The organism is Ruegeria sp. AD5, from assembly GCF_056542345.1.
In genome coordinates this window covers 1661615-1686844 of sequence record NZ_JBQFZR010000001.1, presented here as the reverse complement: position 1 = coordinate 1686844, position 25230 = coordinate 1661615, and the positions used below count along the sequence as shown (strand labels likewise).

The following is a 25230-nucleotide window of genomic DNA, read 5'->3' as shown; positions in this document are numbered from 1 at the left end:
CGCTCTGCCCCCTATAGTGAGGGGCAGAGCATCTTTCCCCGGAGGCTAAAATGTCCGAATGGCTGGAAAACCACCTGCCCAAGGTGGTGCTGGCACCGTCGTTCATCGCCGTATTGATCTTTGTCTACGGATTTATCGGATGGACCGCATGGGTGTCGCTAACCCGATCGAAACTACTGCCGAAATACGAGATCAAAGGCTTCATTCAGTATGAACGCCTGTTCGACTCACCCCGCTGGGATACGGCGATCAACAACCTGTATATCTTTGGCACGCTGTTCATCGTGATCGCGATGGTACTGGGCCTGTTGCTGGCCATCCTGCTGGATCAGAAGATCCGCGTCGAAGGCGCGATCCGGACGATCTACTTGTACCCGATGGCGTTGTCGATGATCGTGACCGGTACGGCGTGGAAGTGGATTTTGAACCCGGGCCTGGGCATCGAATCCATGGTGCAGGGGTGGGGCTTTCCGAATTTCGAATTCGACTGGCTGGTGAACCCTGACTATGCGATCTACACTATCGTGATCGCCGCGATCTGGCAGAGTTCCGGCTTCGTCATGGCGTTGTTTTTGGCCGGTTTGCGTTCGGTCGATGGCGAGATCATCAAGGCCGCACAGGTCGATGGTATCCCCACGTGGCGCATCTATACGGCGATCATCATCCCTTCGATGGCCCCGATTTTCCTGTCTGCTTTCATCGTGCTGGCGCACCTCGCAATCAAAAGCTTCGACCTTGTCATCGCCCTGACTGGTGGCGGTCCGGGCTACGCAACCGATCTGCCCGCTACTTACATGTACGCCATGGCCTTTTCGCGCGGCGATATTGGTCAAGCGGCCTCGTCCGCGATGATCATGATGCTGGTCGTCTTTGCCATCGTGGTTCCCTATCTTTACTCAGAGCTGAGGGCGAAAAATGACTGATCTGTCGATGCCCCAAACACAAACCCGCACCCAAAGCGCTACGGGCAAGATTGCCCTGCGTTGGTTGCTTTATATCCTGCTTGGCCTGTTTGCACTGTATTACCTGATGCCGCTCTTCGTGATGTTGACGACTTCATTGAAAAGCCTTGAGGAAATCCGCACCGGCAGCCTGATTTCGCTGCCGCGAGAGGTCAGCTTCGACGCCTGGAAAACCGCATGGTCCGGCGCTTGTACCGGTATCCAGTGTGAAGGTTTGCGACCCTATTTCTGGAACTCGGTTCTGATCGCGGTGCCTTCGGTATTTTTGTCGACCCTGTTGGGTGCGCTGAACGGCTATGTCGTGGCGCAATGGCGGTTCAAAGGGGCCAATATCATCTTCTCGCTGATGCTGTTCGGTTGCTTCATCCCGTTCCAAGTTGTTCTGCTGCCAATGGCACGTCTGCTGGGTATGATGGGGATTGCCGGAACCATTCCGGGCCTGATCTTTGTCCATGTGATCTACGGGCTGGGCTTCACCACGCTGTTCTTCCGCAACTACTATGTCACCATTCCGGCCGAGCTGACCAAGGCGGCGCGGGTTGATGGGGCTGGGTTCATGCGGATTTTCTGGTCGATCTTCCTGCCGCTGTCGCTGCCCATCATCGTGGTGACTGTGATCTGGCAATTCACGCAGATCTGGAACGACTTCCTGTTTGGCGTGTCGTTCAGCCAGGCGGGGACACAGCCCGTGACTGTTGCGCTCAACAACATCGTAAACTCCACCACCGGCGTCAAAGAATACAACGTCGACATGGCTGCCGCGATCATCGCGGGGCTGCCGACGCTGCTCGTCTATGTCGTTGCCGGTAAGTATTTCATCCGCGGCCTGACCGCTGGCTCAGTGAAGGGATAAGACCCATGGCTCCCATCCTTGATATCAACAAACTCTACAAGAATTACGGCGCGACCGAGATTCTGAAAGACATCAACATCTCGATTGAACCGGGCGACTTCCTGGTGCTTGTCGGCCCCTCGGGCTGCGGTAAGTCTACGCTGCTGAACTGCATTGCGGGACTGGAAGAGATCACCGGTGGCACATTGTCCATCGGCGGCAACGACATGACCCATGTCAGCCCCAAGGATCGCGACATCGCGATGGTGTTCCAGTCTTACGCTTTGTACCCGACCATGTCGGTGGCCAAGAACATCACCTTCGGCATGAAAGTGCGCGGGGTCGATCAGGCCACGCAGGAAGCTAAGCTGAAAGACGTCGCCTCCTTGCTGCAGATCGAGCCATTGCTGAACCGCCGCCCCAGCCAACTGTCGGGTGGTCAGCGTCAGCGGGTCGCGATGGGCCGGGCGTTGGTGCGCGACCCCAAGCTGTTCCTGTTCGATGAACCGCTGTCGAACCTTGACGCCAAGCTGCGGGTCGAGATGCGGACCGAGATCAAGAAGCTGCACCAGACGCTGGATGCCTCGATCGTTTACGTAACCCACGACCAGATCGAAGCGATGACGCTGGCGACCAAGATCGTCGTGCTGAAAGGCGGGATTGTACAGCAGATCGGAACCCCGGCCGAGATCTACAACAACCCGGCCAACCTGTTTGTGGCGGATTTCATGGGCTCTCCGGCGATGAATCTGATCCCGGCACAGGCGTCGAACAATGGCTCGGGAACGCAGATCTCGATCGCTCGCGAATCCGGTGAAACGCTGGTTCTGAGCGATGCACGCGACCTGTCGTTGCCGCAGGATGTGATCCTTGGCCTACGCCCGGAAGATATCGCCGAGGCCGGTTTCCGCGCCGGGGCAGGTGTGCAAGAGGCCACCTGCATGGTCGATATGGTCGAACCTGCCGGGGCCGATACCTATGTGGTCTCGGAACTGGGTGGCAAGCAGGTCACGGCACGGCTGCACGCGGAAACCAGCGCGCAGGCCGGTCAGATGCTGAACCTGGCCTTTGATATGAGCAAGGTGTCGTATTTCGCCAAGGAAACCGGTGAACGGCTGAACTAGCGCCGGATGGCCCGCGCCGCCTTGGTGTGGGCCACGGCAACGCCTGTCGGTTTTGGCCGGTTAATTTGAGTGTGCTATCCTGGGACATAGCGAAGGGAGGCGCGCTATGTCCGATCCGTATTCTGATCTGGCCGGGCAGGAAATCTCGGTTCAGGAGCGTATCGCCGAAGCTATGGAAGCGCGGTGTCTGGAGCCAGCGCAGAAAGAGATCAGGGATAGCTATCTAAGTGATTTGATTGTCCCTGAGGGCGGGTTCGCGGTTGAGCTGGGTTCAGGCACCGGGCACATCACGCAAGAGCTGCTTTCTGTCGGCGGGGTGGAGCGCGCGCTCGGCATTGAGCCCTCACCGGTTATGGTCAAACGTGCGAGAAACAGCTTCGCCAGCGAGAGCAATCTTGTTTTTGAAACCGGCGATGCAAAGGCAACCAGGCTTGAAGATAGCTCAGCAGACCTTGTTCTGGCGCATACACTGTTGTGCCATGTACCCGGCCCCGACGATGTGGTTTCCGAGGCCTTTCGGATACTGAAACCGGGCGGGATATTCGCGATTTGCGATGGGGACTACGATACCGCCACAGCGCAGATTGCCGATTTTGATCCTCTGGATCAACTCATACGGTTCATGATCAATCAGAACGTCACAAACCTCTGGATCATGCGCCAGATTGGCGGTGTACTCTCTCAGGCAGGTTTTGAGCTGGGCCGTCGCAGGGGACACGGTTATGTAGCCGAAGGAGAGGCGACTTACTTTCTGACCGTTATCGACCGTGGTGCGGATCGAATGGCCGAGACCGGGTTGTTGGCGCCTGAAACGGCACAGGCGCTGAAATCCGAGGCCCGGGCGCGTGTGTCTGCAAACACGTTTTTTGGCTACATGTCTTATGTCAGCCAGATCGCGCGCAAGCCTGCAACCTGAACAAAAAAGCCACCGCGCGAACGGGTCGAGCGGTGGCCGGCGTAGGGTAATACCTCTGATCAGCCAGTCTTTTTCAGATCCTTGATCAGGCGGTTCAGGTCGCCGCCGCGCGCATCCAGCATTGCGCCAATCTCTGTGCGCTCGGTCAGCAACAAATTCACACCTTCGATGAACATGTTGTAGAACTTGCCACGGCCCGATTTGTCGGACACCAGGAATGTCACTTCGAACGGGGATGAGCCGCGCAATTTGACCGAGGTTCTGACCTCGTATCCGGTCTTGATCTTGCGCGCGTTACGCACGGTGACCTCACCGCCGATGAACTCGCGGAACCGGCGACCATATTTGCGCGAAATATAGCCTTCGAACGCTTTGGTGAACTGACGCAGCTGTGCGGATGAGGCTGTACGTGCATCCGCCCCCAACGCATAGCGGGCCATGATCGGCACATCACCGTATTGCACAAAAATCTTCTGAAAATCACGCAGCATGGCGTTTTCGGATTTACCCGAGTCAATGATACGCGTGATATCGGCCACAACGCTGTTGACCAGCTGTTTGGCCTGCTCTTCGGTCAGCGCGAACGCGGGCAGAGGCAATGCGGCAACTGTCATCCCGGTAAGGGCGGTGGCCACAAAACGGCGTCGGTTCAACAGGTTATTCGGCATAGGGGTCCTCGTACGGGTCAAGATAGGGGTCTCTGACAGGGTCGGTCCCGGTGGTGGCGTAGGGATCGTCATACAGACCCAGATAGGCGTCTTCATCATCCCTTGCCAGTTCAAAGCGGCGATTTTGCAGGTAGATCGTGCGCGCTTGCGCGTAACTGTCTGCACTTTCGTACAGAATCGAATCAACTGTATCCGAGAACCGACCGCGATCTCCCATCCGCCGCACGACTTCGGCATAGACACCAATATTGTCGACCGGGCGGGTCGGGCTAAAGTTGATCGGATTCGAGAACAGGTTGACCACGACGCCGACCGCATCGCGCGCGGTGGACGGGCCGTAGAAGGGCAGTTCCACATAAGCACCTTCGCCGACGCCCCAGACATGCAGGGTTTCGCCGAAATCAGTATCAACAGGCGGCAGGTTCAGCTCATCGGCCGGGGCTGACAGGCCAAAGCCGCCCACGGTCGAGTTGATCAGAAAGCGCAGCAGCGCATTGCCGGACTGTTTCAGATTGCCTTGCAGCAGATAGTCCAGCGCCTGCCCGGGCATCGTCAGGTTTTCGGCAAAGTGATTGAAACTGGTAACCATCGGATCTGGTACGATCTTCACATAGCCTTTCGAGGCCGGTCGGAACAGGAATCGGTCCACACCCAGATTGAACTTGTGAATGCCCCGGTTGGTCCCTTCATAGGGGTCAAAAATCTCACCCCGCGCCGCTGCGTCCTGAGGCTGCGTCGCGCATGCCGATAGGACCGTCAGGATGCCGAATATGATCAGGTGCTTCAGACGAATGTAACTTGGCACTGTCTTCGTTACTCCGAAAATTGCCCAGCGGTATCCGGGCCTTCAATCAATACAGCCTTTGCACCCTTGGTGGCGCAATTGGTCTCACATAGAGGTTTCGCGCAGGATTTGAAACAACAACTCGCGTTTACCTCAGCCGATGGGGCGACGTAAAGTGACACGAATTCAACACTTCCTGAATAAGAGAAGACCTGCCCAGTTTGCAGGCAATGGGAAAAATCCCGCTTTCACGCTTTCGGAAACAGGTTTTCCCGGTTAGCGTCCGCGCGGAATCACTATGAGATGAGGATAATCCACATGAGCATCGCAGCAAAACTGGACAGCCTGGGTATCAGCCTGTCGGACGCACCTGCTCCGGCAGCGAACTACGTTCCTTTCGTGCGCATCGGCAACATTGTCTACGTGTCGGGCCAGATCTCCAAGGCGGATGATCTGATCACTGGTAAGCTCGGTGATGATATGGATGTTGAGGCAGGCGCCGCTGCAGCCAAAGTCTGCGCCATCAACCTGTTGGCTCAGGTCAAAGCGGCTTGTGGTGGCGATATCGACAAGCTGGTGCGCGTGATCAAGCTGACCGGTTTTGTAAACTCGACCGCTGATTTCACAGAACAGCCGAAGGTGATCAACGGGGCCTCCGACTTCCTGGTCGAAGCGCTGGGCGACGCCGGTCGTCATTCGCGCTCGGCCGTCAGCGCAGCCTCATTGCCTTTGGGTGTTGCCGTTGAAATCGAGGGTATTTTCGAGGTTCAATGAAACCGTCCCTTCCGTCTGAGTTCCTGCAGCGCCCGATAGCACATCGCGCGCTGCATGACATTTCTGATCAGCGGCCCGAGAATAGCCGGGCCGCCATTCGTGCCGCAATAGACGCCGGTTATGGGGTCGAGATTGATCTGCAACGCACCCGTGACAATCGGGCCATGGTGTTTCACGACTATGACATGACACGTCTGACCGGGCAGCCCGGACCGATCCAACAGATCACCGAAACACAAGCGCGGGCCCAGACGCTTCTGCATTCTGACGGTGAAGGTATCCCCTCGCTGGAAGAGGTGCTGGCCATTGTTGCAGGACGGGTGCCCTTGCTCATCGAGCTGAAGGATCAAGATGGTGCAATGGGCCCCGATATCGGCGCTTTGGAAGCAGATGTTGTAAGCGCACTGAAAGACTATGAAGGCCCGGTCGCGCTGATGTCGTTCAACCCGCATTCAGTCGCAGAGATTGCACGCCTTGCGCCACATTTGCCGCGCGGTCTCGTTACCAGTTCTTACGAGCCCAAAGTCGAGCTTCTGCCGCAAGCCGTCTGCGATCATCTGCGCAACATCCCGGATTTCGACCGCGTTGGAGCCAGCTTTATCAGCCATGAAGTCATCGATCTTGACCGCCCCCGGGTCGCTGAGTTGAAGGCACAGGGTGTGCCGATCCTGTGCTGGACCGTGCGCTCGCTTGAACAAGAAGCAGAGGCACGCAAGGTTGCCGATAATGTTACGTTCGAAGGCTATCTGGCCGAACATCCCGCTTGATCCCGGCGCGCGCGATCACAGATAAAGGTGCAGCGCGGAGGGGATATGGATCAGGCACAGATTGAGGTTCGGGTTCTGACATCGATCTCGCAGATTTCCGCGAGCGACTGGGACAGTTGCGCCTGCCCTGAGGTTGCCGATGGCGGGCGACCGCTTGATCCGTTCACGACACATCGGTTTTTGCATGCCCTGGAAGAAAGCGGCTCGGTCGGGCGTGGTACTGGCTGGCAGCCGCAATACCTGACAGCCTATCTGGACGGGATGCTAATTGCGGCAGCCCCGATGTTTGCCAAGTCGCACTCCCAGGGTGAATACATCTTCGACCATAGCTGGGCTCATGCCTATGAAAGCGCGGGCGGGCGATATTATCCCAAGCTGCAGATCGCGGTGCCCTTCACACCCGCGACTGGCAGGCGTTTTTTGGTGCGACCCGGCTACGATGCTGTCGGGATCTCGGCGCTGGTGCAAGGAGCGGTGCAACTGGCCGCCGAGAATCGAATTTCATCGCTGCACGCTACGTTCTGCACCGAGGCCGAAGCGCTGGCAGGTGAGCAGATGGGCCTGATGGTCCGCCACTCGCAGCAGTTTCACTGGCTCAATGATGATTACGCCGATTTTGACGAGTTTCTGGCTGCGCTGTCCTCGCGCAAACGCAAGAATATCAAGAAGGAACGCACGCAGGCCTGTGATTTCGGTGGGCAGATTCGAACAATCACCGGCGATGATCTGCGACCCGAGCATTGGGACGCGTTCTGGCGGTTCTATCAGGATACCGGCGCGCGAAAATGGGGCTCACCCTACCTGACGCGACAATTCTTTGATATCGCTCAGGAAACCATGACGGATGACATCGCCTTGGTGTTGGCCGAACGTAATGGATACCCCGCCGCCGGTGCGTTAAATTTTGTCGGGCGGGAAACGCTGTATGGCCGGTATTGGGGCTGTGTCGAACATCACCCCTGCCTGCATTTCGAACTGTGCTATTATAGGGCGATCGACTTTGCCATTGCGGAAGGTCTGGCGCGGGTTGAGGCCGGTGCGCAGGGCGAGCACAAGCTGGCGCGCGGCTATCTGCCAACCCGCACGCATAGCTTGCATTGGGTTGGCGATCCGGGTTTTGCTGATGCGGTTCAGAAATATCTGGACGCCGAGTCCCACGCAGTGGGAGAAGAGATCGAGATTCTGACGGATTATGGTCCGTTCAGGAAATCGAACCCGGAGGAACAGCAATGACCGAACTTCTGTCAACCGAGACCCGCGGCCCGCTGCTGGACCCGCTGTTCAGAAATGGCTGGACCATGGTCGAAGACCGCGATGCGATCACCAAGACCTTCATCTTCGATAATTTTGTCGCTGCCTTTGGCTGGATGACGCAGGTGGCGATCTGGGCCGAGAAATGGAACCACCACCCCGAATGGTCGAATGTATACCGCACGGTCGAGGTGGTCCTGTCGACCCATGATGTTGGCGGTCTGTCTGCACAAGACGCCAAGCTGGCGCGTAAGATGGACAGCCTGCTAACGGTCTCCGCGTGAACCCGTCCCACCGGCCAGCAATGTTGCCGTTCCCAGCTGCTTGAATTCTGCCGGGGTGATCGTGCCGTCGCTGACATTGATATTGCCCGGAATTCTGATCGTACGGGTGCCGACGGACCGCACGCTGCGGGCCGACGGATTGATGTCGAGACACCGATTTTCATAACAGGTCAGACCGCTGGTATTAATCTGAATCTGCACCTGACCATCAGGGCCGCTGATCACCGGGGATTGCTGTACGTCACATGCGGCCAAAGCCACCAGGCTACCGAGGCAGATCCATTTATTCATGACACGCTCCTGCCAACCAAGTTGGCGTTCAATCTAAGAGACCGTTGCCATCCTTATCCGCAGCGTCAAAATCGCTCTGCATCTGGCTGACATACTCTGCCTTTGAGATAAGACTGTCGCCATCCCGGTCAACGGCTTCGAACTGTTTGATATCCAAGAACGGTTTTGCTTCGCTCAGGCCCAGAGTGCCGTTCTTGTCTTCGTCCATTGCCTGAAATGCATAGTCCGAGAAGGCGTTGAATTCGTCCTTGGACAGGAAGCCGTCATTGTTGGTGTCGATGTTGTTCAACTCGGCCTCGTGCAGTTCTGCGACAGTCTCGGCGTTTGCAGCAGCAGCCATCACGAATACGGTGGTGATAATCAATACTCGTTTCATCTCAAATCTCCTCAGCACGCGTAACGTTCGCCAGACACGCCACCCGCAGCGGCGCCCGCCGCCGTCAGGATGGTCTTGCCTGAACCACCGCCAAATTGATTGCCGATCACTCCACCGATCAGGGCGCCGCCTATGGTACCACTCAGGCAGGCGATCTCGTGCTGTCGCGCAGCCTGTTGTTGGGGTGTGGGTGCAGGTCCGCACGCCGCCAGGGCCCCGGCGGTGCCAAGAAACAATGTAAGAAATTTCAGTCGCATCAATGAACTCCCCAGTTGTATGGGCCAAGTATTGGCGCATCGGGGCGTTGCATCAAGTTAAATGCGTTTCACGTGGCCCCGGTCAAACCGGGGCCGACAGGGATCAGATACTATCAAGCAGGCCTTCACCAGCCGAGACCTCACAGACACCGGGGTTTTCTTCCAGATTCATCGCCACGACCTTGCCGTCTTCAACCAGCATTGCATAGCGTTTGGAGCGTGCAATCAGGCCTACGGGCGGGGCGTCGAAATCCATGCCGATGGCCTTGGTAAACTCGGACGCTGCATCGGCCAGCATGGTCAGCCCGGCCGCTGTTGCACCGGTGCTTTCTCCCCAGGCGCCCATCACGAAAGGGTCGTTGACCGAGATACAGATGATTTCTTCTACACCCTTGGCATCGAACTGGTCCTTGGTCCGCATGAAGCTTGGTACATGAGCGGTTGTGCAGGTTCCGGTGAACGCACCGGGTACAGCGAAGATCACAACCTTGCGCCCTTTGGTCTTGTCTGAAATCCGAACCTCCTCGGGGCCTTCGGCACCCATCTGGATCAGCGTGGCCTCGGGCAGCATGTCACCTGTTGCAATCATTTTTACGCTCCTGTCATTTGGATTTGCAGAGTCGGGCTTTGCCGCAATATAGGTGGTCGAAACAAAGTAACCACGTGAATTCTGCAGGGTGAGCGAAACATGAGCCATATTGTCGTGATCGGGGCAGGGCAGGCCGGTGCTTCTTTGGTAGCACGGCTGCGCAAGGACGGGTTCGAAGGTGACATCACCCTGATCGGTGCCGAGCCGCATTTGCCCTACCAACGCCCGCCCTTGTCCAAGGCTTACCTGTTGGGCGAGATGGAACTGGAGCGCCTGTTCTTGCGGCCCGAGAGCTTCTATGCCGAAAACAATATCACCCTACGGTTGGGTCAACGTGTGACGGCGATTGATCCAAAGGCCAAGACGGTGACTCTCGGCGATGAGGTGATCACCTATGATGAACTGGCGCTGACCACTGGGTCCGACCCACGCCGCCTGCCCGCAGCGATCGGGGGCGATCTTGAGGGTGTCCATGTGGTGCGAGATCTCGCCCATATCGACGAGATGGAACCTCGGGTATCGGATGGCGCCCGCGCGCTGATCGTTGGTGGCGGCTATATCGGGCTTGAAGCCGCCGCCGTTTGTGCCAAGCGCGGGGTCAAGGTGACCTTGGTCGAGATGGCCGACCGCATCCTTCAGCGTGTCGCGGCCAAAGAGACAAGCGACTACTTTCGCACGCTGCACACCGAATACGGGGCCGACATTCGTGAGGGCGTCGGGTTGGATCGTCTGGTTGGTGAAAACGGCAAAGTGAAGGGTGCTATTCTGACCGACGGCACCGAGCTTGAGGTGGATTTCGTCGTGGTTGGCGTCGGCATCGCGCCGTCGATTCAATTGGCTGAAATAGCCGGGTTAGAGCTGGATAACGGCATCAAGACCGACGCCCATGGCCGCACCTCAGATCCGTCGATCTGGGCGGCGGGCGATTGCGCGTCGTTCCCGCATGGCGAAGGCCGTATCCGCCTGGAAAGCGTGCCGAACGCCATTGATCAGGCCGAGATCGTGGCCCAGAACATGTTGGGCGCGGCTAAGGATTACACTGCAACGCCATGGTTCTGGTCCGATCAGTATGACGTCAAGTTGCAGATCGCCGGGCTGAATACCGGCTATGACCGTGTGGTGACTCGCAAGGGTGAGGGCGCGACGGTGTCCTTCTGGTACTACAAGGGCGATCAGCTGATCGCGGTCGACGCGATGAATGACCCGCGCGCCTATATGGTTGGCAAACGCCTGATTGATGCCGGCAAGACCGCTGATCCGGCAGTTGTTGCCGACCCAGAAGCGGACCTGAAACCGCTGCTCAAAGCGTGAGGATCATCGCCGGAGACTTCCGGGGCCGGGCTCTGACTTCGGTTGGCAAAGGCGATGTCGGTGCGCATCTTCGCCCAACCACTGACCGGGTAAGGGAAAGCCTGTTCAACGTTTTGAATCATCAGATCGACTTCGACGGCTTGCAGGTTCTCGACCTTTTTGCGGGCACCGGTGCATTGGGACTAGAAGCGCTGTCTCGCGGCGCGTCCCACGTCACGTTTGTCGATGATGGGAGGGTCGCGCAGGGTCTGATCCGCAAGAATATCGGCCTGACCGGAAGCGCTAGCCAGGCCACTTTGATCCGGCGGGACGCGACCCGTTTGGGCGAAAACCCGGGCACTGTTTGTGATCTGGTTTTTCTGGATCCGCCTTACGGAAAAGCTCTGGGTCAAAGGGCGCTGGCCGCGGCTACCCAAGGTGGTTGGCTGTCTGATGACGCTCTGATCGTCTGGGAAGAAAGCACCCCAATGACTGCGCCCGAGGGCTTTACGCTGCACGACACGCGGAAATATGGCGACACGCATATCTCGCTAATGTGGCGCACAGGGGGCTGAGATGCACGATCTGGTTATCTTTGATTGCGACGGCGTTCTGGTCGATAGCGAGGTTTTGTCCAATCAGGTCATGGTCGACAATCTCGCTGGCCATGGCCTGCACTTGTCCTTAGCCGAATGCATGTCCCTGTTTGTTGGCGGCACCATGACCGGTGTGCGCGACAAGGCGCGCGAGCTGGGGGCTGATCTGCCGGATGACTGGACTGATCAAATCTATGGGGAAATCTACGAGACGCTGAAAGCAGGCACGCCTCTGGTCGCGGGTATCCGTGAATTGCTGGCGCAACTGGATGCAAGCGACATTCCCTATTGTGTCGCCTCAAATGGGCGGCCTGAGAAAATGAAGATTACTTTGGGCCAGAATGGTCTTTGGGAGCGTTTTCAAGATGTGATGTTTTCGGCTCAGGTGCTTGGAACGGGCAAGCCCGACCCGACCCTGTTCCTGACCGCTGCTCAGCATTTCGGCGCAACGGTGCCGGTTGTGATCGAAGACAGCGAAAACGGTGTCACCGCAGCAATGCGCGCCAATATGCGCTGCCTGGGCTATGCGGCCCATGATGATGGTGCGCGATTGGAAGAACTAGGGGCCGAAGTGTTCTCCGACATGTTACATGCGCCCAAGCTTTTGGGACTTTGAGCCATAAACGTGTTATGCTTGGTCCATGGACCGCACTGTCACACCTCCGCTCTGGGCTTTTTCGAAAGACGCCGACACCACAACTGGGCCTCCGCCCAAACCGATGCGCGCGCCGGTGTTCATTCACGACGCGGTCATCCCGTGGCGGGATGAAACCTTACTGCTGAAGCTATTACGCGATCAGGCGACCGATCAGGACGAATAGGTCGGGTGATATTTGCCGCCCGGTGACAAGGTGAAAATCTCAACCCCATCTGCGGTCACACCGACCGAATGCTCGAACTGCGCCGACAGCGATTTGTCGCGGGTCACGGCAGTCCAGTCATCGGACAGAGTCTTGGTTTCGGGACGCCCCAGATTGACCATCGGCTCGATGGTAAAGAACATGCCCTCTTCCAACACAGCTCCGGTACCCGGACGACCATAGTGCAGGACATTTGGTGGCGCGTGGAACACCCGGCCCAGACCGTGGCCGCAGAAATCGCGTACAACGCTCATCCGATGCGCCTCGACATAGGCCTGAATGGCGTGGCCGATATCGCCGAAGGTATTGCCCGGCTTGACCATCTCGATACCTTTGAACAGTGCGTCGTGGGTCACCTGAATCAGCCGTTCGGCCTTGCGCGGCAATTTACCCGCCACATACATGCGCGACGTATCACCGAACCAGCCATCAACGATGACGGTCACGTCGATATTCAGAATGTCGCCATCCTTCAGCTTTTTGTCACCCGGAATGCCGTGACAAACCACGTGGTTCACGCTGATGCAGCTGGCGTGCTGATAACCCTTGTAGCCAATGGTTGCCGATTCCGCACCTGCATCCTCGACCATCTGAGTGATCAGCCCGTCAATCGCACCGGTGGTCTGGCCGACAAAAACATGTTCAGCAATGTCATCCAATATCCGCGCAGCCAGCGCCCCTGCCGCATGCATGCCGGCAAAGTCACTCTGTTCATAGATGCGGATACCGTCTTTGGTCAGACGGCCACGATGTTCTTTCATCGGTGCGGGACTCCAAATATTTCACGCAGCACTTCTTTTACGCTGCTTGTGCAGAAAGTACCAGAGGGTGCGCGGTGGTGAATGTTTTTCAGTTGATTTGGTTTAGCACGTAGACTGATAAGGGCTCTTGGTGATCAAGGCAGACGAAAGTGAGTTGGGAATACGCCGACACCGCTTCCTGGGCCAACAAGAATAATCTGTCTTCCGGTTCGCAGACGTCTGCGAATACTGTTCGGGACATCACAAACGACGTTAACAGCACGCGCCGTGTCTTTAAGAGCGATTGGCCTAGGGCACTTCCGATAATCTCCCATATTGGGATCACTAACAACAAATGTTATTTCTACCGTGCGAAAAGAGGGAAGAGAAACAACCATCGGGATCGTCGCCGCCACTATAAGAAAGCCCGCAAGCGCACTTACCAAAGGCATGAACAATATAGACAATGTTGTTTTTATTGGCTCTGAGAATTGGATGCCTTCGGATAAGCTAAGGTGAACCGCCCAAAGTGCTGTCGCTCCCGAAATTGCTCCCACTACGCATGCAGGCCAAAAAGCCCAGGAAACCCAAATCGGAGAGGGAACAAACGCTACGCCAAAAAATCTAGCCAATACAGGTATCCCTCCCAAAATCATTAGGGTCACTGAGATTGTTCGAATACGCTTTTCTAAACGGGTGTTCTCGGTCTTCGGTAGTGCCGTCATTAAGTTGTCCTTTGAGAATCTCTAAGCAAATTCGATAGAAATAGTCGGGTTCATCTGAATTTTTTCTCAAAAATTGATTGACGAGTTGACCAAAACACCTCTTGGCGAAATCTGCGTCCCGTAAACCAGCTTCTCCACCCCCTGCGCTTGCGCCACCTCAAACGCCGCCGCATAAGCCGGATCAATATTGGTAGCCAGCGCAAACCGGTCGCAATCGGTCCGTTGAACCAGATACAGCATCACCGCCCGATGCCCTTGTGCCGCCATAGCCGCCAGTTCGCCGAGATGTTTGTTACCGCGGGCGGTCACACTGTCGGGGAATTCAGCTAGGCCGGGTTGGCGTGAGAGGGTGACGCTTTTGACCTCGACATAAGCATCGGGTAGGCCCGGCCCAGTCAGCAGGAAATCGATACGGCTGTTTTCACCGTATTTGACCTCGGGGCGCACGGTTTCATAGGCGGCCAGCTCGGGGATTTCACGCGCCTCGAGCGCCACCCGAAGCGCCTTGTTGGGGACTGATGTGTCGACCCCTGTGAAATGCCCGTTCTCATGATCGACCAGCCGCCAGCCGTATTTCAGCTTTTTCTTCGGATCGTCGTTGGGCTCCAGCCAGATTTTCTCACCCGGTTCTGCCAGCCCCATCATTGAGCCCGGATTGGCGCAATGGGCTGTCACCTCGCGCCCGTCTTCCAGCCTGCAGTCTGCCAGAAAGCGTTTGTAGCGGCGGATCAGTCGAGCGGGGACAAGGGGGGTTTCAAATCGCATGGCCAAGGGCCTATACCTGCCCTAACGGTCGATCAAGAGGGAGGGCGCGTCATGGCCAATCCAACCGCTGCAATGTTGGTGATCGGGGATGAGATCCTTTCGGGCCGCACCCGCGATGCCAATATGCATTATCTGGCTGGAGAGCTGACCAAACACGGCATTGACCTGAAAGAGGTGCGCATTGTCAGCGATGATGCACCCGCGATTGAGGCAGCCGTAAGGGCGCTATCAGAGGCCCATGACCATGTGTTTACCAGTGGTGGTATTGGTCCGACCCATGACGACATCACCGCTGACTGCATCGCCCGTGCCTTTGGCGTGCATATCGATGTTCGCGACGACGCGCGTGCATTGCTTGAGGCGCATTACGAGAAATCCGGGCTGGAACTGAACGACGCTCGCCTGCGCATGGCGCGTATTCCGGAAGGGGCCGAATTGATCGACAACCCGGTCTCGACCGCGCCCGGCTTTACCATCAACAACGTCCATGTCATGGCCGGGGTGCCTTTGGTTTTTCAGGCCATGGTTGCGAGTGTTCTGCCTTCGCTCATCGGAGGTAGCCCGCTTTTGTCGCAGACGCTGCGTGTGGATCGGGGTGAAGGCGATATTGCAGCAACTTTGGCCGCACTGGCCAAAGACTTCGGCGATCTTTCGATCGGCTGTTATCCGTTTCAGACGAATGGCGTCTTCGGAGCCAACGTCGTCGTGCGCGGCACCGAGGGTGGACGGATCGATGCCGCTATGACCCGCCTTGCGAAAGAGATCGAGCTTTGAATCCCGATTGGGCCGCCGTTGTCGATGGCACATGGCCTGCCGCCGGCTATCAAACGCAAGGCCCATTTCGACTGCGGCAAGGACAGGGCGGAGGTTCACGCGTTTCTGCCGCCAATCGCACCGGGGACGTCACCAGCGCCGATATCGATGCGGCCGAAAGCGCCATGCAGGCGATGGGTCAAAAACGCATCTTCTGCCTGCGGCCCGGAGATGAGGCGCTGGATGCAATGCTTGCGCAACGCGGCTACGACATCCTTGATCCGGTTAATATCTATTCCTGCCCGGCGCAGCAGTTGACCGATATCCCGATCCCGCGCGTGACTGTTTTCAACATCTGGGAACCGCTGGCCATCATGCGTGAGATCTGGACGCAGGGCGGTATCGGCCCCGAACGGATTGCGATCATGTACCGGGCACCGGGCCCAAAGACCGGCCTTTTGTTGCGCCACAGCGATCAGCCCGCAGGAACAGGCTTCGTGGCGATCCATGAAGGTATCGCGATGGTTCACGCGCTGGAAATCCTGCCGGATCACCGCCGCAAGGGGTTGGGCCAGTGGGCCATGCGCGCCGCGGCCTTTTGGGCGCTGGACAATGGCGCGCAGACGCTTAGCGTGATCTGTACCAAGGCGAACGCGGGGGCCAATGGCCTCTACCACTCGCTTGGGATGAAGATCGTCGGAGAATACCACTATCGCCAGCGCGTCTGAGGAGGACGAATTGACAAAACAGGACATGCCCACTGCGCTGGATCTGCCAATGGTGGACCCACTACCGTCAGAGACGCAGAAATACTTTGATATCTGTGTTGAGAAACTGGGAATGGTGCCGAATGTCCTGCGCGCCTATGCCTTCGATATCGACAAGCTGAATGCCTTCACTTCGATGTATAATGATCTGATGCTGGCCGATAGCGGGCTGACCAAGCTGGAACGCGAGATGATTGCGGTCGTGGTGTCCTCGATCAACAAATGCTTCTACTGCCTCGTGGCTCATGGCGCAGCGGTGCGGCAGCTTTCGGGCGATCCGCAGCTGGGTGAGATGCTGGTCATGAACTACCGCGTCGCCAAATTGGACGCGCGCCAACGTGCAATGCTGGATTTCGCAGCCAAGATGACTACCGCCAGCACCACAATCGAAGAGCCCGATCGCCAGCTTTTACGTGATGTCGGGTTTTCGGATCGCGATATCTGGGACATTGCCAATGTCACCGGTTTCTTCAATATGACCAACCGCGTGGCCAGTGCCACTGCCATGGTCCCGAACCCCGAGTATCACGCACAGTTTCGATGATCCGTTTCCTGTTCCTTAGCCTCCTTTTGGCCGTGCCTGTGCAGGCGCAGGAACTGACGTTGCCCGCTAGCGCCCGGCAGATTTCGGATCGCACCAGTGCATTGGACAGCTACGACCTGCCAACCGGCGTGTTTGCCGACGGCGCAGTTCCATCCCGCACTGTCGAAGGGCGTGTCGAGCGGCTAACATGGCGTCTGCAGGCCGGGTCCAGCACGACGCTGCAAATTCTTGCACCGCTTCGGGATCAGCTTCAGGCGCAAGGTTTCGAGATCGCGTTTGAATGCGAGGCACGCAATTGTGGCGGGTTCGATTTCCGCTTTGGCACCGAAGTGGTGCCGACGCCTGACATGTATGTGGCGATCCACGATTACCGTTTTCTATCCGCCTCCCGCGGTGACGAAGTGCTGAGCCTGCTGGTCAGCCGCAACCCGCCGGATGGCTATGTGCAGATGATCCGGGTAACCCCGCAAGGTACGCAGCCTGCGCAGCCACTTGTGATCGAGGAAACTGTTGAGGGCCCTGCCGGGTTGCTAAACGATCTCAGCAGTACCGGACATGTCATCCTTGATGACCTGCACTTTCGCACCGGCGAAGTCGCGCTGGGCGAAGGGCCGTTTGCCTCGCTGGCGCTGCTTGCGGGCTATTTGGCCGACAATCCTTCGACCCGTTTGGCGCTGGTAGGGCACACGGATGATACGGGCGCATTGCAGGCCAATATTGCGGTCAGCACCAAACGGGCGGAAGCCGTGCGTGCGCGCCTGATCGAAGCGCACGGTGTTGCCGCCGACCGGATCGAGGCGCAGGGCGTAGGCTATCTTGCGCCCATTACCTCTAATGCTACGCCCGAGGGCCGCGATCTCAATCGCCGGGTCGAGGCGGTGTTGCTGGTCAACTAGCAGGCGCGAGCACCGCGGACGCCCTGTGTCCCTCTTGCCCTGATGGCGCGGCCTGATGCACACTTGCAGCTAATCGGTGCGTCTGTCTTGCCATCAGGCCTGTTGGCAGGCAGTCCCACCAGTCACCATGCTTTGGGAGGAATGCGTCATGGCATCCAAAACCGAAGATACCACTCCGCCGGATAACACGGTCCCACAGCAATCCATGCCCGAGGTTAACAGGCTGACGGCCGAGGATATTACCGCATCGCTGAAGGCCGGGTTTTCCGACTTCCTCGCACACCCGGTCATGAGCGGCTTTTTCGGCCTGTTCTACGCGGTTTTCGGCATCCTGTTCGTTTGGTGCCTGGTCGGGCTTGGCAAGATCTGGATGATCATTCCTGCCGCCGTAGGCTTTCCGCTGGTTGCCCCATTTGCGGCCGCCGGGCTTTATGAAATGTCCCGTAGGATGCAGAAAGGGGAAAGCTTCGGTTGGTCCGAAATCCTCAGCGTCATGGCCCATCAACGCAAGCGCGAGATGGGTTGGATGGCCTTTGTCACCCTGTTCATTTTCTGGGTATGGACCTACCAAATCCGCCTTTGGCTGGCGATCATCCTGCAAAAGGCGTCCTTCTCGGATTTCGAAGGGTTCATGAACACCATCTTCTTCACACCGCAAGGCTGGACCTTTCTGGCGGTCGGCACCTGTATCGGCGCTTTTTTGTCGGCGGTCCTGTTCTCGGTGACTGTGGTGGCCATGCCCATGCTTCTGGATCGGGAAACCAACTTTGTTTCCGCCATGCTCACTTCCATTCGCGTGGTCGCTGAAAGCCCGGTGGTAATGCTCAGTTGGGCGGCGATCATCTCGGTTACCATGCTGTTGTCGCTGGTTCCGGCGTTTCTGGGGCTGATTTTCATGCTGCCGATCCTGGGCCATACCACATGGCACCTGTATCAGCGGGCCGTATCACCAGAGACTAACTGATGCATCGCTAGACAAAAAAAGACCCGTGCCATTCAGCACGGGCCGTTTAGGTGCCACAGGGAGAATTCTACCAATCCATCGGACCCTTTTCAGCAAAGGACTCGACAAGAAAATCAATGAACGCCCGCACCTTGGGCTGGGTGAACCGGCCCGGCGGGTAGACCGCATAGACGCCCTGAACCTCATCCGGTAGCGATGGCATGGCGTCTACCACCTCGCCCGATTTCAGTGCTTCGGCATATAGATAGCTGGGCAGATGCGCGATCCCAAGCCCCGAGATCGCGGCGTTCAGCAGCGACTGCCCGTCATTCACGCTCAGCCAGCCAGCAGTGCGGACCTGACGCTTCTCGCCCGAAGGCGCCGTCAGCTTCCACACGCTGCCCGAGGATTGGCTGGAGTAATGCAGCAGTTTGTGTTCGTTCAGATCGTCGATCTTCTGCGGGCGTCCGAACTGCTCGATATATCTCGGCGACGCGACCATGCGTTTCACTGTTTCGGTCAGCTTGCGGGCGCGCAGCGTGCTGTCTTCCAGCTCGCCAATGCGCACGGCCACGTCAAAGCCTTCGGAAATCAGCTCAACATAGCGGTTGTTCAGAACCATGTTCACGGTGATGTCCGGATAGGCCGACAGGAAGTCCGACAGGACCGGCGACAGGTGATTGACGCCAAAATCTGTTGCCACAGAGATCCGCAGCAGACCAGAAGGCGCAGATTGCATCGAAGTCACCAGCGCATCCGCTTCGCCTGCGTCGTTCAGCACGCGACGGGCGCGATCATAATAGGCCAACCCGATCTCGGTTGGCGAAACCCGGCGCGTTGTCCGGTTCAAAAGCCTTGCCCCCAACCGCGCCTCAAGGCTCGAGACGTGTTTAGACACGGCTGATTTGGAGATGCCCATTTTCTTGGCCGCGTCGGTGAAACCACCCTGGTCCACCACGTTGGAAAAGGCCTCCATTTCAGTTAGTCGATCCATTCTCGTTCCCCAGGTCTTCCGTTCGTTGTCTCTTTATCGCGATCAATCTGGGCAAGAACTGGGCAGACATGGGATAATATCAGGGTTTTGAATCGGATCGTTTGCAACTAGGAAACGCCCGGGCCTATATGCCGCGGACCATGCCTTTCGATACAAAACCCCGTTTTCTGGACTTTTTTCCAATCGTGCTATGATGAGAATGGCATTTTTGTGACCACGGAGGAGACTATGAAAGCCCTATTTGCTGTCATTACCCTGTGTCTGACCGCCAGCCTTGCGTGGGCCGGAGGGGAAACACCATCGAATCCAGATGCGAAGGTCTATTTCGTCAACCTGTCTGACGGTGACACCGTGCAATCACCTGTGACCGTAGTCTTTGGCCTCAGCGGCATGGGCGTTGCCCCCGCTGGAACCGAGAAGGAAAATACAGGGCACCATCACCTCCTGATTGATCGCCCACCACTTGGGCAGGGAGAAGACGGTGCGGACGAACTGTCATACGGTCTGCCCGCAGACGACAATCACATTCATTTCGGTGGCGGTCAGACTGAGGTGACTTTGGAACTTGCTCCGGGTGAGCATACTTTGCAGCTGGTACTTGGGGATGCAGGCCACGTCCCTCATGCGACGCCCATTGTGTCCGAGGTGATTACGATCACAGTGGAGTAACAATTCACCTCCGCCGCAAAACGCGATTATGCGGCGGCAGGCAGCAGGAATATATCGCGGGCAAGCTGCGTGTTGAGACGGTCCGCAGAATACCATTGGTTGAGTACTGACTTGGCCATCAGGTCGGAATTTTCCTGTGCGAAACTCTTAAAGTCAGTAGCTTGCGTGTTGGCCAGCCGCTCTGCGATCAGGCTCATGAATGCGTAGGTGATTGTCAGATTGAACTTGTCCGGTGCGCCTGCGTTCGCTGCTAACGTGCGAATTCCCTTAGCGTAGATCGCTGCGGCATCGATGAAATCATACTTGCGTAGCAGGTCAAAAGCGACTTGCACATGTTCGGCGTGTCCGAACCTTGCGTTGTCGATTGCGTGTGCTTCAAATGCGATGGTGACGTCTGCGTATCGAGATGCGCTCATTCTTCATCCTCCTTGAAACGGTGGCTGTCTTCAGCTGTCCAATCGAAGTCGTAGACACTTTTGAGCTGTTTGATCTTCTTCAGCGTCTCTTCAGAGAAGGCTGGCTTGTTCTCAAAGCTGTGCAGCGCGATGCCCTCAATCAGGTCGCCAAGGGTCATGTCCAGCGATTCTGCCAGCCCTTTGAGAACTTTCAAAAGTCGCTTCTCGATTCGAATTCCTGTTTGGGTGCGTTCTATATTCTGACTCATGTGGTACATATGTACTTAAGTACCACATGAGTCAAGAGGAACTAAAAAAGCCGCCTCTTCCGGGGCGGCTTTCTCCAGCGCACTGGCATTACAACGTCAGAACGCTGCCGCCAGACGTGTGCCCTGATTGATCGCACGTTTGGCGTCCAGCTCAGCTGCCACATCTGCGCCACCAATCACATGGCAGGCGATTCCACGTTCGATCAGCTCATCCGCCAGCGACCGGTCCGAGACCTGCCCGGCACATAGGACGATCGACTCGGCTGCGATCACGGTTGGATCATCGCGGGTTTCGCCAAAGCTGACATGCAGGCCGTCCTCGTCGATGCGCTCATAATTCACACCACCAACGAAACTGACGTCCTTCATCTTTAATGTCGCGCGGTGGATCCAGCCCGTTGTCTTTCCAAGCCCCTTGCCGTGACGCTGCGCCTTGCGCTGCAGCAGCGTGACCTGCCGTGCTGGTGCTTCGGGCTGCGGGCCCTCGGGGGCCAGGCCCGAGCGGTGTTCTGCGGGGTCGGTCACGCCCCATTCCTTCATCCACAATGGAAGGTCCGTGGTTGGGCTGTGACCGTCTTCCAGCAGGAATTCGGAGACATCGAACCCGATGCCTCCGGCCCCGATCACGGCGACGGTGCTGCCGACCTCGGCCTTGTCGCGCAGCACGTCGATGTAGCTGAGCACATTGTCCCGATCCTGGCCGGGAATCTGCGGATCGCGTGGAGTGACACCGGTGGCGATGACCACCTCATCATAACCGGTCAGATCATCCGCGCTGACCTCGCGGTTCAGTTCGACCGTCACGCCTAGGTCGTCCATCATGGTACGGTACCAGTCGACCAGTCCCCAGAACTCTTCTTTCCCTGGCACCTGTTTGGCCATGTTCAACTGCCCGCCTATCTCGGCCGCGCGATCAAACAGGGTTACATCATGGCCGCGCTGGGCAGCTGTCATCGCGGTGGACAAACCTGCAGGGCCAGCGCCGACAATGGCCACGGTCTTACGTGTCTCGGCCTTGCCGATCACCAATTCGGTCTCATGACAGGCGCGCGGATTGACCAGGCATGAGGTCAGCTTACCGCTGAAAGTGTGGTCCAAACAGGCCTGATTGCATGCGATACACGGCGCGATCTTCGCGGCCTCATCCGCAATCGCCTTGTTCACGAAATCCGCGTCGGCCAGCATCGGCCGCGCCAGAGACACCATATCGGCGCAACCGGTCGACAGAACTTCTTCGGCAACCTCAGGCGTGTTGATCCGGTTCGACGTGATCACCGGAATCCCGACTTTACCCATCAGCTTCTTGGTAACCCACGCAAACGCAGCACGGGGAACGCTGGTAGCAATCGTCGGAATCCGCGCCTCGTGCCAGCCGATACCGGTGTTGATGATCGTTGCCCCGGCCTGCTCAATCCGCTGCGCAAGTTCCACAACCTCATCATGGGTCGACCCATTGGGCACAAGATCAATCATCGAAAGGCGATAGATGATGATGAAATCGCTCCCCACGGCTTCCCGCGTGCGGCGCACCACCTCAATGGGCAGACGCATCCTGTTCTCGTATGACCCACCCCAGCGATCCTCGCGCTTGTTGGTGTGGGTCACGAGGAACTGGTTCAGGAAATACCCCTCGGAGCCCATGATCTCGACCCCGTCATAGCCCGCCTTCTGGGCCAGAACAGCCGCGTTGACGATATCGCCGATCTGCTTCTCGATGCCCTCTTCGTCCAGCTCATGCGGCGGAAACGGAGAAATTGGAGATTTCACCGGGCTGGGGGCGACGCATTTCGGCCCATAGGCGTACCGCCCCGCATGCAGGATTTGCATGGCGATCTTGCCGCCAGCCTCATGCACGCGTCGGGTGACGATGGAATGGTTCGCCACCTCTGTATCGTTGGTCATCATCGAAGCCCCCGGCAGCACCGAGCCTTCAAGGTTTGGGCCAATCCCACCGGTCACCATCAGCGCCACACCGCCGCGCGCCCGGTCTGCGTAGAATTCAGCAACCCGATTCCAATCGCCAGTCTCTTCCAGCCCGGTATGCATCGAGCCCATCAGCACGCGGTTCTTCAACGTGGTAAAGCCCAGATCCAGCGGGGCCAGCATATTTGGGTACGCAGTCATGGCAAACTCTCCCTCCCGACTTCGACCGTCAGATTGACCTTCGCGTCACCTTTGTCACGCGAAACCTAACGTCATTCCCTTTGCCTTTACCGCGGCGCTTGCTAGAGACGCAGCAAAGCTTAATCACGAGGCCGCGCATGACCCCTGATGAAATCGCCAAACTGCCCTATCGCCCCTGCGTGGGACTGATGTTGATGAATGCCGAGGGTCTGATCTTTGTCGGCCAACGCAATGATCGTCACAAGGACGCCTGGCAGATGCCTCAGGGCGGCGTGGACAAGGGCGAAGACCCGCGCGATGCGGCCCTGCGCGAGCTTTGGGAAGAAACTGGTGTAACCAGCGATCTGGTCGACATCATTGCCGAGACCGACGGCTGGCTGCCCTATGACCTACCGCATGACATTGTGCCGAAAATCTGGAAGGGCCGGTATCGCGGGCAGGAGCAGAAATGGTACCTGATGCGGTTTCTGGGCCGGGATGATCAGATCGACATCGCCACCGAGCACCCCGAGTTCACCCATTGGAAATGGCAGACCACGACGCGGCTGGTCGATGAGATCGTGCCGTTCAAAAAGGACGTCTACCAGCAGGTGCTTTCTGCGTTTCAGCCGCATCTCGGGTAGTTCGGGTTAGGAACCAAGCGCCGTAATCACCGCTTTGGCCAGCGGCAGCGGGGAATAACCGGTATCGGACGGTGTAAGCCCCAATCGCACGATCACCAGATCACGCGAAGGGAATATCCCGACCGATTGCCCATCGTGTCCGGCCATCCAGACCGCATCTTCGAACGGGGGTTCTCCACCCGGCACGTCGCGCCACAAGTGACCTTTGGCATATGCCCCGCCCGAGACAGCAACCGGTTCGAACATCCAGTCAGTGAACCCTTCGGGCAGAATTTGCTGCCCGTCCCATGTGCCGCCCTGCAGCAGGAATTGCCCATATCGTGCCCAATCCCGCGCTGTGGCGTACATATAGCTTGAGCCGACAAAGGTGTCAGAAACATCAGTTTCAAGTATGGCCGAGGTCATGCCCAGTGGCAGCAGGAGTGCGCGCTGCGGATAGGACAAGCTGTCATCTTTGACCTGATCCTGCCAGACCCGCGCCAAGACGGTGGATGTGCCCGACGAATAGTTGAATTCAGTATTTGGCTCAGCCTCGGCCTCAAGTGAAGTGACAAACCCCGCCATGTCGTCGCTCAGATATAACATCCGAGTCACGTCCGAGACGTCACCATAGCCTTCGTTCCATCGCAGGCCGCTGGACATGGTCAACATATCCTCGACGGTAATGTGCTGCCGGTTGTCCTCTGCCCAATCGGGAAATGAATCGACCAGTGTATCCGTCAACTTCATCTGACCGGATTTTATCAGCGTTCCAATCAATCCAGAGGTTATGGTTTTGGTCATTGACCAGCCCAGAAGAGGGGTATTTTCGTCAAATCCATCCGCATAAGCCTCACCAATGATCCGGCCATCATGCACCACAACAACGGCGCGGAAGCCCTCTCCCAGAATGGTCGGGTCCGACAGAACCATTGCCAATTTGGAGTTCTGCGCTGGAGCCACTGTGGTGCCTTCCGGCCAAAGTGCATCAGACAGCGCGGGCAGAGTGTTTAGCTGGGCGTTGACCGGTTGGGCCTCATGCGTATTCGCACATCCCAGCCCCTCGCGATATTGGCTGGTCGCAGGGGCGAAGATCCCGAGTAGCTTTGCAGATACTGATTGCGCCTCGGGGTCAACCGAGACCGAGACGTGTTTCAGCAACGGATGCCCGGGCGCCTGCACATCAACCGCCAGAACCTCTTGCGCATCCCGCCCGGCGATGAACACGTTAGAACAGACGATCTTGGCCGAATAGTTGGTCCCGACTCGCAACAGGTCGGGCGGAGAGATCAGCAAGTACCCAACGCCGGCCACAAGCCCCAACGCCAATGTTCCTGCGGTGATCCTGAGTGCTCTGCCCAACATGAATTGGCTCCCCCCTTACATCCAAAAAAAGGGTAGCCATTCCGAAATGTGACGCACC

General features: G+C 57.5%; 33 protein-coding genes. 19 read left to right on the top strand and 14 right to left on the bottom strand.

The window, feature by feature from the left end:
• Positions 1 to 50 precede the first annotated feature (50 nt).
• From ACR0JG_RS08120 to ACR0JG_RS08105, 4 genes are all read left to right on the top strand, one after another.
• On the top strand, positions 51 to 923 hold the full coding sequence (locus tag ACR0JG_RS08120; protein ID WP_480568852.1) for a carbohydrate ABC transporter permease: 873 nt from the start codon (positions 51 to 53) through the stop codon (positions 921 to 923).
• Entirely contained in the window at positions 916 to 1815 is a 900-nt protein-coding gene (locus ACR0JG_RS08115) for a carbohydrate ABC transporter permease (RefSeq protein ID WP_480568849.1), read from the top strand. The genes ACR0JG_RS08120 and ACR0JG_RS08115 overlap by 8 nt, the downstream gene beginning before the upstream one ends.
• Before the next feature lie 5 nt (positions 1816 to 1820).
• Positions 1821 to 2918, top strand: a complete 1098-nt coding sequence (locus tag ACR0JG_RS08110) for an ABC transporter ATP-binding protein (RefSeq protein ID WP_480568846.1) — start codon at positions 1821 to 1823, stop codon at positions 2916 to 2918.
• Between the two features lie 106 nt (positions 2919 to 3024).
• On the top strand, positions 3025 to 3834 hold the full coding sequence (locus tag ACR0JG_RS08105; RefSeq protein WP_480568843.1) for a methyltransferase domain-containing protein: 810 nt from the start codon (positions 3025 to 3027) through the stop codon (positions 3832 to 3834).
• A 59-nt stretch (positions 3835 to 3893) separates the two neighbouring features.
• Here the strand turns inward: ACR0JG_RS08105 and ACR0JG_RS08100 are convergent, their stop codons facing one another.
• Both ACR0JG_RS08100 and ACR0JG_RS08095 read right to left on the bottom strand, forming a co-directional pair.
• A complete protein-coding gene (locus tag ACR0JG_RS08100; protein WP_170648838.1) occupies positions 3894 to 4502 on the bottom strand; it encodes a Tgt2/MlaC family protein in 609 nt (202 codons plus the stop codon).
• A complete protein-coding gene (locus ACR0JG_RS08095) occupies positions 4492 to 5307 on the bottom strand; it encodes an MlaA family lipoprotein (protein ID WP_170408533.1) in 816 nt (271 codons plus the stop codon). Before ACR0JG_RS08095 ends, ACR0JG_RS08100 begins: the two co-directional genes overlap by 11 nt.
• Before the next feature lie 297 nt (positions 5308 to 5604).
• On the opposite strand from ACR0JG_RS08095, the gene ACR0JG_RS08090 reads away from it, so the two are divergent.
• Genes ACR0JG_RS08090 through ACR0JG_RS08075 form a run of 4 tightly spaced genes read left to right on the top strand, consistent with a single transcriptional unit; the run spans position 5605 to position 8362 of the window.
• Positions 5605 to 6060 (top strand): RidA family protein, encoded by a 456-nt coding sequence (locus tag ACR0JG_RS08090; protein WP_170514071.1) that lies wholly within the window; start codon positions 5605 to 5607, stop codon positions 6058 to 6060.
• Positions 6057 to 6827 carry a glycerophosphodiester phosphodiesterase family protein gene (locus ACR0JG_RS08085; protein WP_170515125.1) on the top strand — a complete coding sequence of 257 codons (771 nt, stop codon included), beginning with the start codon at positions 6057 to 6059 and terminating at the stop codon, positions 6825 to 6827. Before ACR0JG_RS08090 ends, ACR0JG_RS08085 begins: the two co-directional genes overlap by 4 nt.
• A gap of 45 nt (positions 6828 to 6872) precedes the next feature.
• Complete coding sequence (locus ACR0JG_RS08080; protein WP_480568840.1) at positions 6873 to 8060, top strand: GNAT family N-acetyltransferase; 1188 nt, start codon at positions 6873 to 6875, stop codon at positions 8058 to 8060.
• Complete coding sequence (locus ACR0JG_RS08075; protein ID WP_170394812.1) at positions 8057 to 8362, top strand: 4a-hydroxytetrahydrobiopterin dehydratase; 306 nt, start codon at positions 8057 to 8059, stop codon at positions 8360 to 8362. The genes ACR0JG_RS08080 and ACR0JG_RS08075 overlap by 4 nt, the downstream gene beginning before the upstream one ends.
• On the opposite strand, the gene ACR0JG_RS08070 is transcribed toward ACR0JG_RS08075, so the two are convergent.
• From ACR0JG_RS08070 to ACR0JG_RS08055, 4 genes are all read right to left on the bottom strand, one after another.
• Entirely contained in the window at positions 8345 to 8653 is a 309-nt protein-coding gene (locus tag ACR0JG_RS08070) for a hypothetical protein (protein ID WP_170394808.1), read from the bottom strand. The two genes, ACR0JG_RS08075 and ACR0JG_RS08070, sit on opposite strands and share 18 nt — an antisense overlap.
• Positions 8654 to 8681: 28 nt before the next feature.
• The gene (locus ACR0JG_RS08065; protein WP_170566910.1) at positions 8682 to 9029 is read right to left on the bottom strand and encodes a CREC-EF hand family protein; all 348 of its coding nucleotides are present in this window, start codon (positions 9027 to 9029) and stop codon (positions 8682 to 8684) included.
• Between the two features lie 11 nt (positions 9030 to 9040).
• Entirely contained in the window at positions 9041 to 9286 is a 246-nt protein-coding gene (locus ACR0JG_RS08060; protein ID WP_170466621.1) for a glycine zipper 2TM domain-containing protein, read from the bottom strand.
• 103 nt (positions 9287 to 9389) lie between these two features.
• A complete protein-coding gene (locus ACR0JG_RS08055; protein ID WP_170408529.1) occupies positions 9390 to 9875 on the bottom strand; it encodes a peroxiredoxin family protein in 486 nt (161 codons plus the stop codon).
• A 99-nt stretch (positions 9876 to 9974) separates the two neighbouring features.
• Between ACR0JG_RS08055 and ACR0JG_RS08050 the strand changes: the two genes are divergently transcribed.
• From ACR0JG_RS08050 to ACR0JG_RS08035, 4 genes are read left to right on the top strand one after another with little or no spacing between them, the layout of a single operon-like run.
• Positions 9975 to 11186, top strand: a complete 1212-nt coding sequence (locus ACR0JG_RS08050; protein ID WP_480568837.1) for an NAD(P)/FAD-dependent oxidoreductase — start codon at positions 9975 to 9977, stop codon at positions 11184 to 11186.
• Positions 11183 to 11740, top strand: a complete 558-nt coding sequence (gene rsmD / locus ACR0JG_RS08045; RefSeq protein ID WP_480568834.1) for a 16S rRNA (guanine(966)-N(2))-methyltransferase RsmD — start codon at positions 11183 to 11185, stop codon at positions 11738 to 11740. Before ACR0JG_RS08050 ends, rsmD begins: the two co-directional genes overlap by 4 nt.
• 1 nt (position 11741) lies before the next feature.
• The gene (locus ACR0JG_RS08040; protein ID WP_480568831.1) at positions 11742 to 12377 is read left to right on the top strand and encodes an HAD family hydrolase; all 636 of its coding nucleotides are present in this window, start codon (positions 11742 to 11744) and stop codon (positions 12375 to 12377) included.
• 25 nt (positions 12378 to 12402) lie between these two features.
• Positions 12403 to 12582, top strand: a complete 180-nt coding sequence (locus tag ACR0JG_RS08035; protein WP_480568828.1) for a hypothetical protein — start codon at positions 12403 to 12405, stop codon at positions 12580 to 12582.
• On the opposite strand, the gene map is transcribed toward ACR0JG_RS08035, so the two are convergent.
• The 3 genes from map to sfsA all read right to left on the bottom strand — a co-directional run bounded on the left by map (position 12570) and on the right by sfsA (position 14851).
• Positions 12570 to 13382: a type I methionyl aminopeptidase gene (gene map, locus ACR0JG_RS08030; RefSeq protein ID WP_170394785.1), complete on the bottom strand. Its 813-nt coding sequence runs from the start codon at positions 13380 to 13382 to the stop codon at positions 12570 to 12572. The two genes, ACR0JG_RS08035 and map, sit on opposite strands and share 13 nt — an antisense overlap.
• A 134-nt stretch (positions 13383 to 13516) precedes the next feature.
• Positions 13517 to 14086 carry a proton-conducting transporter membrane subunit gene (locus ACR0JG_RS08025; protein ID WP_170514054.1) on the bottom strand — a complete coding sequence of 190 codons (570 nt, stop codon included), beginning with the start codon at positions 14084 to 14086 and terminating at the stop codon, positions 13517 to 13519.
• A 66-nt stretch (positions 14087 to 14152) separates the two neighbouring features.
• Positions 14153 to 14851 carry a DNA/RNA nuclease SfsA gene (gene sfsA, locus ACR0JG_RS08020; protein ID WP_480568825.1) on the bottom strand — a complete coding sequence of 233 codons (699 nt, stop codon included), beginning with the start codon at positions 14849 to 14851 and terminating at the stop codon, positions 14153 to 14155.
• Between the two features lie 51 nt (positions 14852 to 14902).
• Here sfsA and ACR0JG_RS08015 point away from each other — a divergent pair, with 51 nt between their 5' ends.
• The 5 genes from ACR0JG_RS08015 (at position 14903) to ACR0JG_RS07995 (ending at position 18775) form a co-directional block, all read left to right on the top strand.
• The gene (locus tag ACR0JG_RS08015) at positions 14903 to 15625 is read left to right on the top strand and encodes a molybdopterin-binding protein (RefSeq protein WP_170394779.1); all 723 of its coding nucleotides are present in this window, start codon (positions 14903 to 14905) and stop codon (positions 15623 to 15625) included.
• Positions 15622 to 16332 (top strand): GNAT family N-acetyltransferase, encoded by a 711-nt coding sequence (locus ACR0JG_RS08010; RefSeq protein WP_170426109.1) that lies wholly within the window; start codon positions 15622 to 15624, stop codon positions 16330 to 16332. Before ACR0JG_RS08015 ends, ACR0JG_RS08010 begins: the two co-directional genes overlap by 4 nt.
• Before the next feature lie 10 nt (positions 16333 to 16342).
• Entirely contained in the window at positions 16343 to 16915 is a 573-nt protein-coding gene (locus ACR0JG_RS08005; RefSeq protein ID WP_170394773.1) for a peroxidase-related enzyme, read from the top strand.
• The gene (locus tag ACR0JG_RS08000; protein ID WP_170514039.1) at positions 16912 to 17811 is read left to right on the top strand and encodes an OmpA family protein; all 900 of its coding nucleotides are present in this window, start codon (positions 16912 to 16914) and stop codon (positions 17809 to 17811) included. The genes ACR0JG_RS08005 and ACR0JG_RS08000 overlap by 4 nt, the downstream gene beginning before the upstream one ends.
• A gap of 148 nt (positions 17812 to 17959) precedes the next feature.
• Positions 17960 to 18775 carry a DUF2189 domain-containing protein gene (locus ACR0JG_RS07995; RefSeq protein ID WP_480568822.1) on the top strand — a complete coding sequence of 272 codons (816 nt, stop codon included), beginning with the start codon at positions 17960 to 17962 and terminating at the stop codon, positions 18773 to 18775.
• 67 nt (positions 18776 to 18842) lie between these two features.
• Here ACR0JG_RS07995 and ACR0JG_RS07990 read toward each other — a convergent pair whose 3' ends face one another.
• Positions 18843 to 19748 carry a LysR family transcriptional regulator gene (locus ACR0JG_RS07990; protein WP_170394766.1) on the bottom strand — a complete coding sequence of 302 codons (906 nt, stop codon included), beginning with the start codon at positions 19746 to 19748 and terminating at the stop codon, positions 18843 to 18845.
• A gap of 228 nt (positions 19749 to 19976) precedes the next feature.
• On the opposite strand from ACR0JG_RS07990, the gene ACR0JG_RS07985 reads away from it, so the two are divergent.
• Complete coding sequence (locus ACR0JG_RS07985; RefSeq protein WP_170648822.1) at positions 19977 to 20417, top strand: DUF4399 domain-containing protein; 441 nt, start codon at positions 19977 to 19979, stop codon at positions 20415 to 20417.
• A gap of 26 nt (positions 20418 to 20443) precedes the next feature.
• Here the strand turns inward: ACR0JG_RS07985 and ACR0JG_RS07980 are convergent, their stop codons facing one another.
• From ACR0JG_RS07980 to ACR0JG_RS07970, 3 genes are all read right to left on the bottom strand, one after another.
• Positions 20444 to 20833: a hypothetical protein gene (locus tag ACR0JG_RS07980; RefSeq protein ID WP_480568819.1), complete on the bottom strand. Its 390-nt coding sequence runs from the start codon at positions 20831 to 20833 to the stop codon at positions 20444 to 20446.
• The gene (locus ACR0JG_RS07975; RefSeq protein ID WP_170408518.1) at positions 20830 to 21081 is read right to left on the bottom strand and encodes a hypothetical protein; all 252 of its coding nucleotides are present in this window, start codon (positions 21079 to 21081) and stop codon (positions 20830 to 20832) included. Before ACR0JG_RS07975 ends, ACR0JG_RS07980 begins: the two co-directional genes overlap by 4 nt.
• A 96-nt stretch (positions 21082 to 21177) precedes the next feature.
• Positions 21178 to 23205 (bottom strand): FAD-dependent oxidoreductase, encoded by a 2028-nt coding sequence (locus tag ACR0JG_RS07970; RefSeq protein WP_480568816.1) that lies wholly within the window; start codon positions 23203 to 23205, stop codon positions 21178 to 21180.
• 137 nt (positions 23206 to 23342) lie between these two features.
• Here ACR0JG_RS07970 and ACR0JG_RS07965 point away from each other — a divergent pair, with 137 nt between their 5' ends.
• Positions 23343 to 23828, top strand: coding sequence for an RNA pyrophosphohydrolase (locus ACR0JG_RS07965; RefSeq protein ID WP_170426121.1), 486 nt, complete (start codon positions 23343 to 23345; stop codon positions 23826 to 23828).
• A gap of 6 nt (positions 23829 to 23834) precedes the next feature.
• Here the strand turns inward: ACR0JG_RS07965 and ACR0JG_RS07960 are convergent, their stop codons facing one another.
• Positions 23835 to 25172, bottom strand: coding sequence for a serine hydrolase domain-containing protein (locus tag ACR0JG_RS07960; RefSeq protein ID WP_480568813.1), 1338 nt, complete (start codon positions 25170 to 25172; stop codon positions 23835 to 23837).
• Positions 25173 to 25230: the final 58 nt, after the last annotated feature.

What these genes read in the sequence shown, in the direction of transcription:
- ACR0JG_RS08120 (WP_480568852.1), top strand. Translation starts at nt 51, where the DNA reads ATGTCCGAATGGCTGGAAAACCACCTGCCCAAGGTGGTGCTGGCACCG.
- ACR0JG_RS08115 (WP_480568849.1), top strand. Translation starts at nt 916, where the DNA reads ATGACTGATCTGTCGATGCCCCAAACACAAACCCGCACCCAAAGCGCT.
- ACR0JG_RS08110 (WP_480568846.1), top strand. Translation starts at nt 1,821, where the DNA reads ATGGCTCCCATCCTTGATATCAACAAACTCTACAAGAATTACGGCGCG.
- ACR0JG_RS08105 (WP_480568843.1), top strand. Translation starts at nt 3,025, where the DNA reads ATGTCCGATCCGTATTCTGATCTGGCCGGGCAGGAAATCTCGGTTCAG.
- ACR0JG_RS08100 (WP_170648838.1), bottom strand. Translation starts at nt 4,502, where the DNA reads ATGCCGAATAACCTGTTGAACCGACGCCGTTTTGTGGCCACCGCCCTT.
- ACR0JG_RS08090 (WP_170514071.1), top strand. Translation starts at nt 5,605, where the DNA reads ATGAGCATCGCAGCAAAACTGGACAGCCTGGGTATCAGCCTGTCGGAC.
- ACR0JG_RS08085 (WP_170515125.1), top strand. Translation starts at nt 6,057, where the DNA reads ATGAAACCGTCCCTTCCGTCTGAGTTCCTGCAGCGCCCGATAGCACAT.
- ACR0JG_RS08080 (WP_480568840.1), top strand. Translation starts at nt 6,873, where the DNA reads ATGGATCAGGCACAGATTGAGGTTCGGGTTCTGACATCGATCTCGCAG.
- ACR0JG_RS08075 (WP_170394812.1), top strand. Translation starts at nt 8,057, where the DNA reads ATGACCGAACTTCTGTCAACCGAGACCCGCGGCCCGCTGCTGGACCCG.
- ACR0JG_RS08070 (WP_170394808.1), bottom strand. Translation starts at nt 8,653, where the DNA reads ATGAATAAATGGATCTGCCTCGGTAGCCTGGTGGCTTTGGCCGCATGT.
- ACR0JG_RS08065 (WP_170566910.1), bottom strand. Translation starts at nt 9,029, where the DNA reads ATGAAACGAGTATTGATTATCACCACCGTATTCGTGATGGCTGCTGCT.
- ACR0JG_RS08060 (WP_170466621.1), bottom strand. Translation starts at nt 9,286, where the DNA reads ATGCGACTGAAATTTCTTACATTGTTTCTTGGCACCGCCGGGGCCCTG.
- ACR0JG_RS08055 (WP_170408529.1), bottom strand. Translation starts at nt 9,875, where the DNA reads ATGATTGCAACAGGTGACATGCTGCCCGAGGCCACGCTGATCCAGATG.
- ACR0JG_RS08050 (WP_480568837.1), top strand. Translation starts at nt 9,975, where the DNA reads ATGAGCCATATTGTCGTGATCGGGGCAGGGCAGGCCGGTGCTTCTTTG.
- ACR0JG_RS08040 (WP_480568831.1), top strand. Translation starts at nt 11,742, where the DNA reads ATGCACGATCTGGTTATCTTTGATTGCGACGGCGTTCTGGTCGATAGC.
- ACR0JG_RS08035 (WP_480568828.1), top strand. Translation starts at nt 12,403, where the DNA reads ATGGACCGCACTGTCACACCTCCGCTCTGGGCTTTTTCGAAAGACGCC.
- map (WP_170394785.1), bottom strand. Translation starts at nt 13,382, where the DNA reads ATGAAAGAACATCGTGGCCGTCTGACCAAAGACGGTATCCGCATCTAT.
- ACR0JG_RS08025 (WP_170514054.1), bottom strand. Translation starts at nt 14,086, where the DNA reads ATGACGGCACTACCGAAGACCGAGAACACCCGTTTAGAAAAGCGTATT.
- sfsA (WP_480568825.1), bottom strand. Translation starts at nt 14,851, where the DNA reads ATGCGATTTGAAACCCCCCTTGTCCCCGCTCGACTGATCCGCCGCTAC.
- ACR0JG_RS08015 (WP_170394779.1), top strand. Translation starts at nt 14,903, where the DNA reads ATGGCCAATCCAACCGCTGCAATGTTGGTGATCGGGGATGAGATCCTT.
- ACR0JG_RS08000 (WP_170514039.1), top strand. Translation starts at nt 16,912, where the DNA reads ATGATCCGTTTCCTGTTCCTTAGCCTCCTTTTGGCCGTGCCTGTGCAG.
- ACR0JG_RS07995 (WP_480568822.1), top strand. Translation starts at nt 17,960, where the DNA reads ATGGCATCCAAAACCGAAGATACCACTCCGCCGGATAACACGGTCCCA.
- ACR0JG_RS07990 (WP_170394766.1), bottom strand. Translation starts at nt 19,748, where the DNA reads ATGGATCGACTAACTGAAATGGAGGCCTTTTCCAACGTGGTGGACCAG.
- ACR0JG_RS07985 (WP_170648822.1), top strand. Translation starts at nt 19,977, where the DNA reads ATGAAAGCCCTATTTGCTGTCATTACCCTGTGTCTGACCGCCAGCCTT.
- ACR0JG_RS07980 (WP_480568819.1), bottom strand. Translation starts at nt 20,833, where the DNA reads ATGAGCGCATCTCGATACGCAGACGTCACCATCGCATTTGAAGCACAC.
- ACR0JG_RS07975 (WP_170408518.1), bottom strand. Translation starts at nt 21,081, where the DNA reads ATGAGTCAGAATATAGAACGCACCCAAACAGGAATTCGAATCGAGAAG.
- ACR0JG_RS07970 (WP_480568816.1), bottom strand. Translation starts at nt 23,205, where the DNA reads ATGACTGCGTACCCAAATATGCTGGCCCCGCTGGATCTGGGCTTTACC.
- ACR0JG_RS07965 (WP_170426121.1), top strand. Translation starts at nt 23,343, where the DNA reads ATGACCCCTGATGAAATCGCCAAACTGCCCTATCGCCCCTGCGTGGGA.
- ACR0JG_RS07960 (WP_480568813.1), bottom strand. Translation starts at nt 25,172, where the DNA reads ATGTTGGGCAGAGCACTCAGGATCACCGCAGGAACATTGGCGTTGGGG.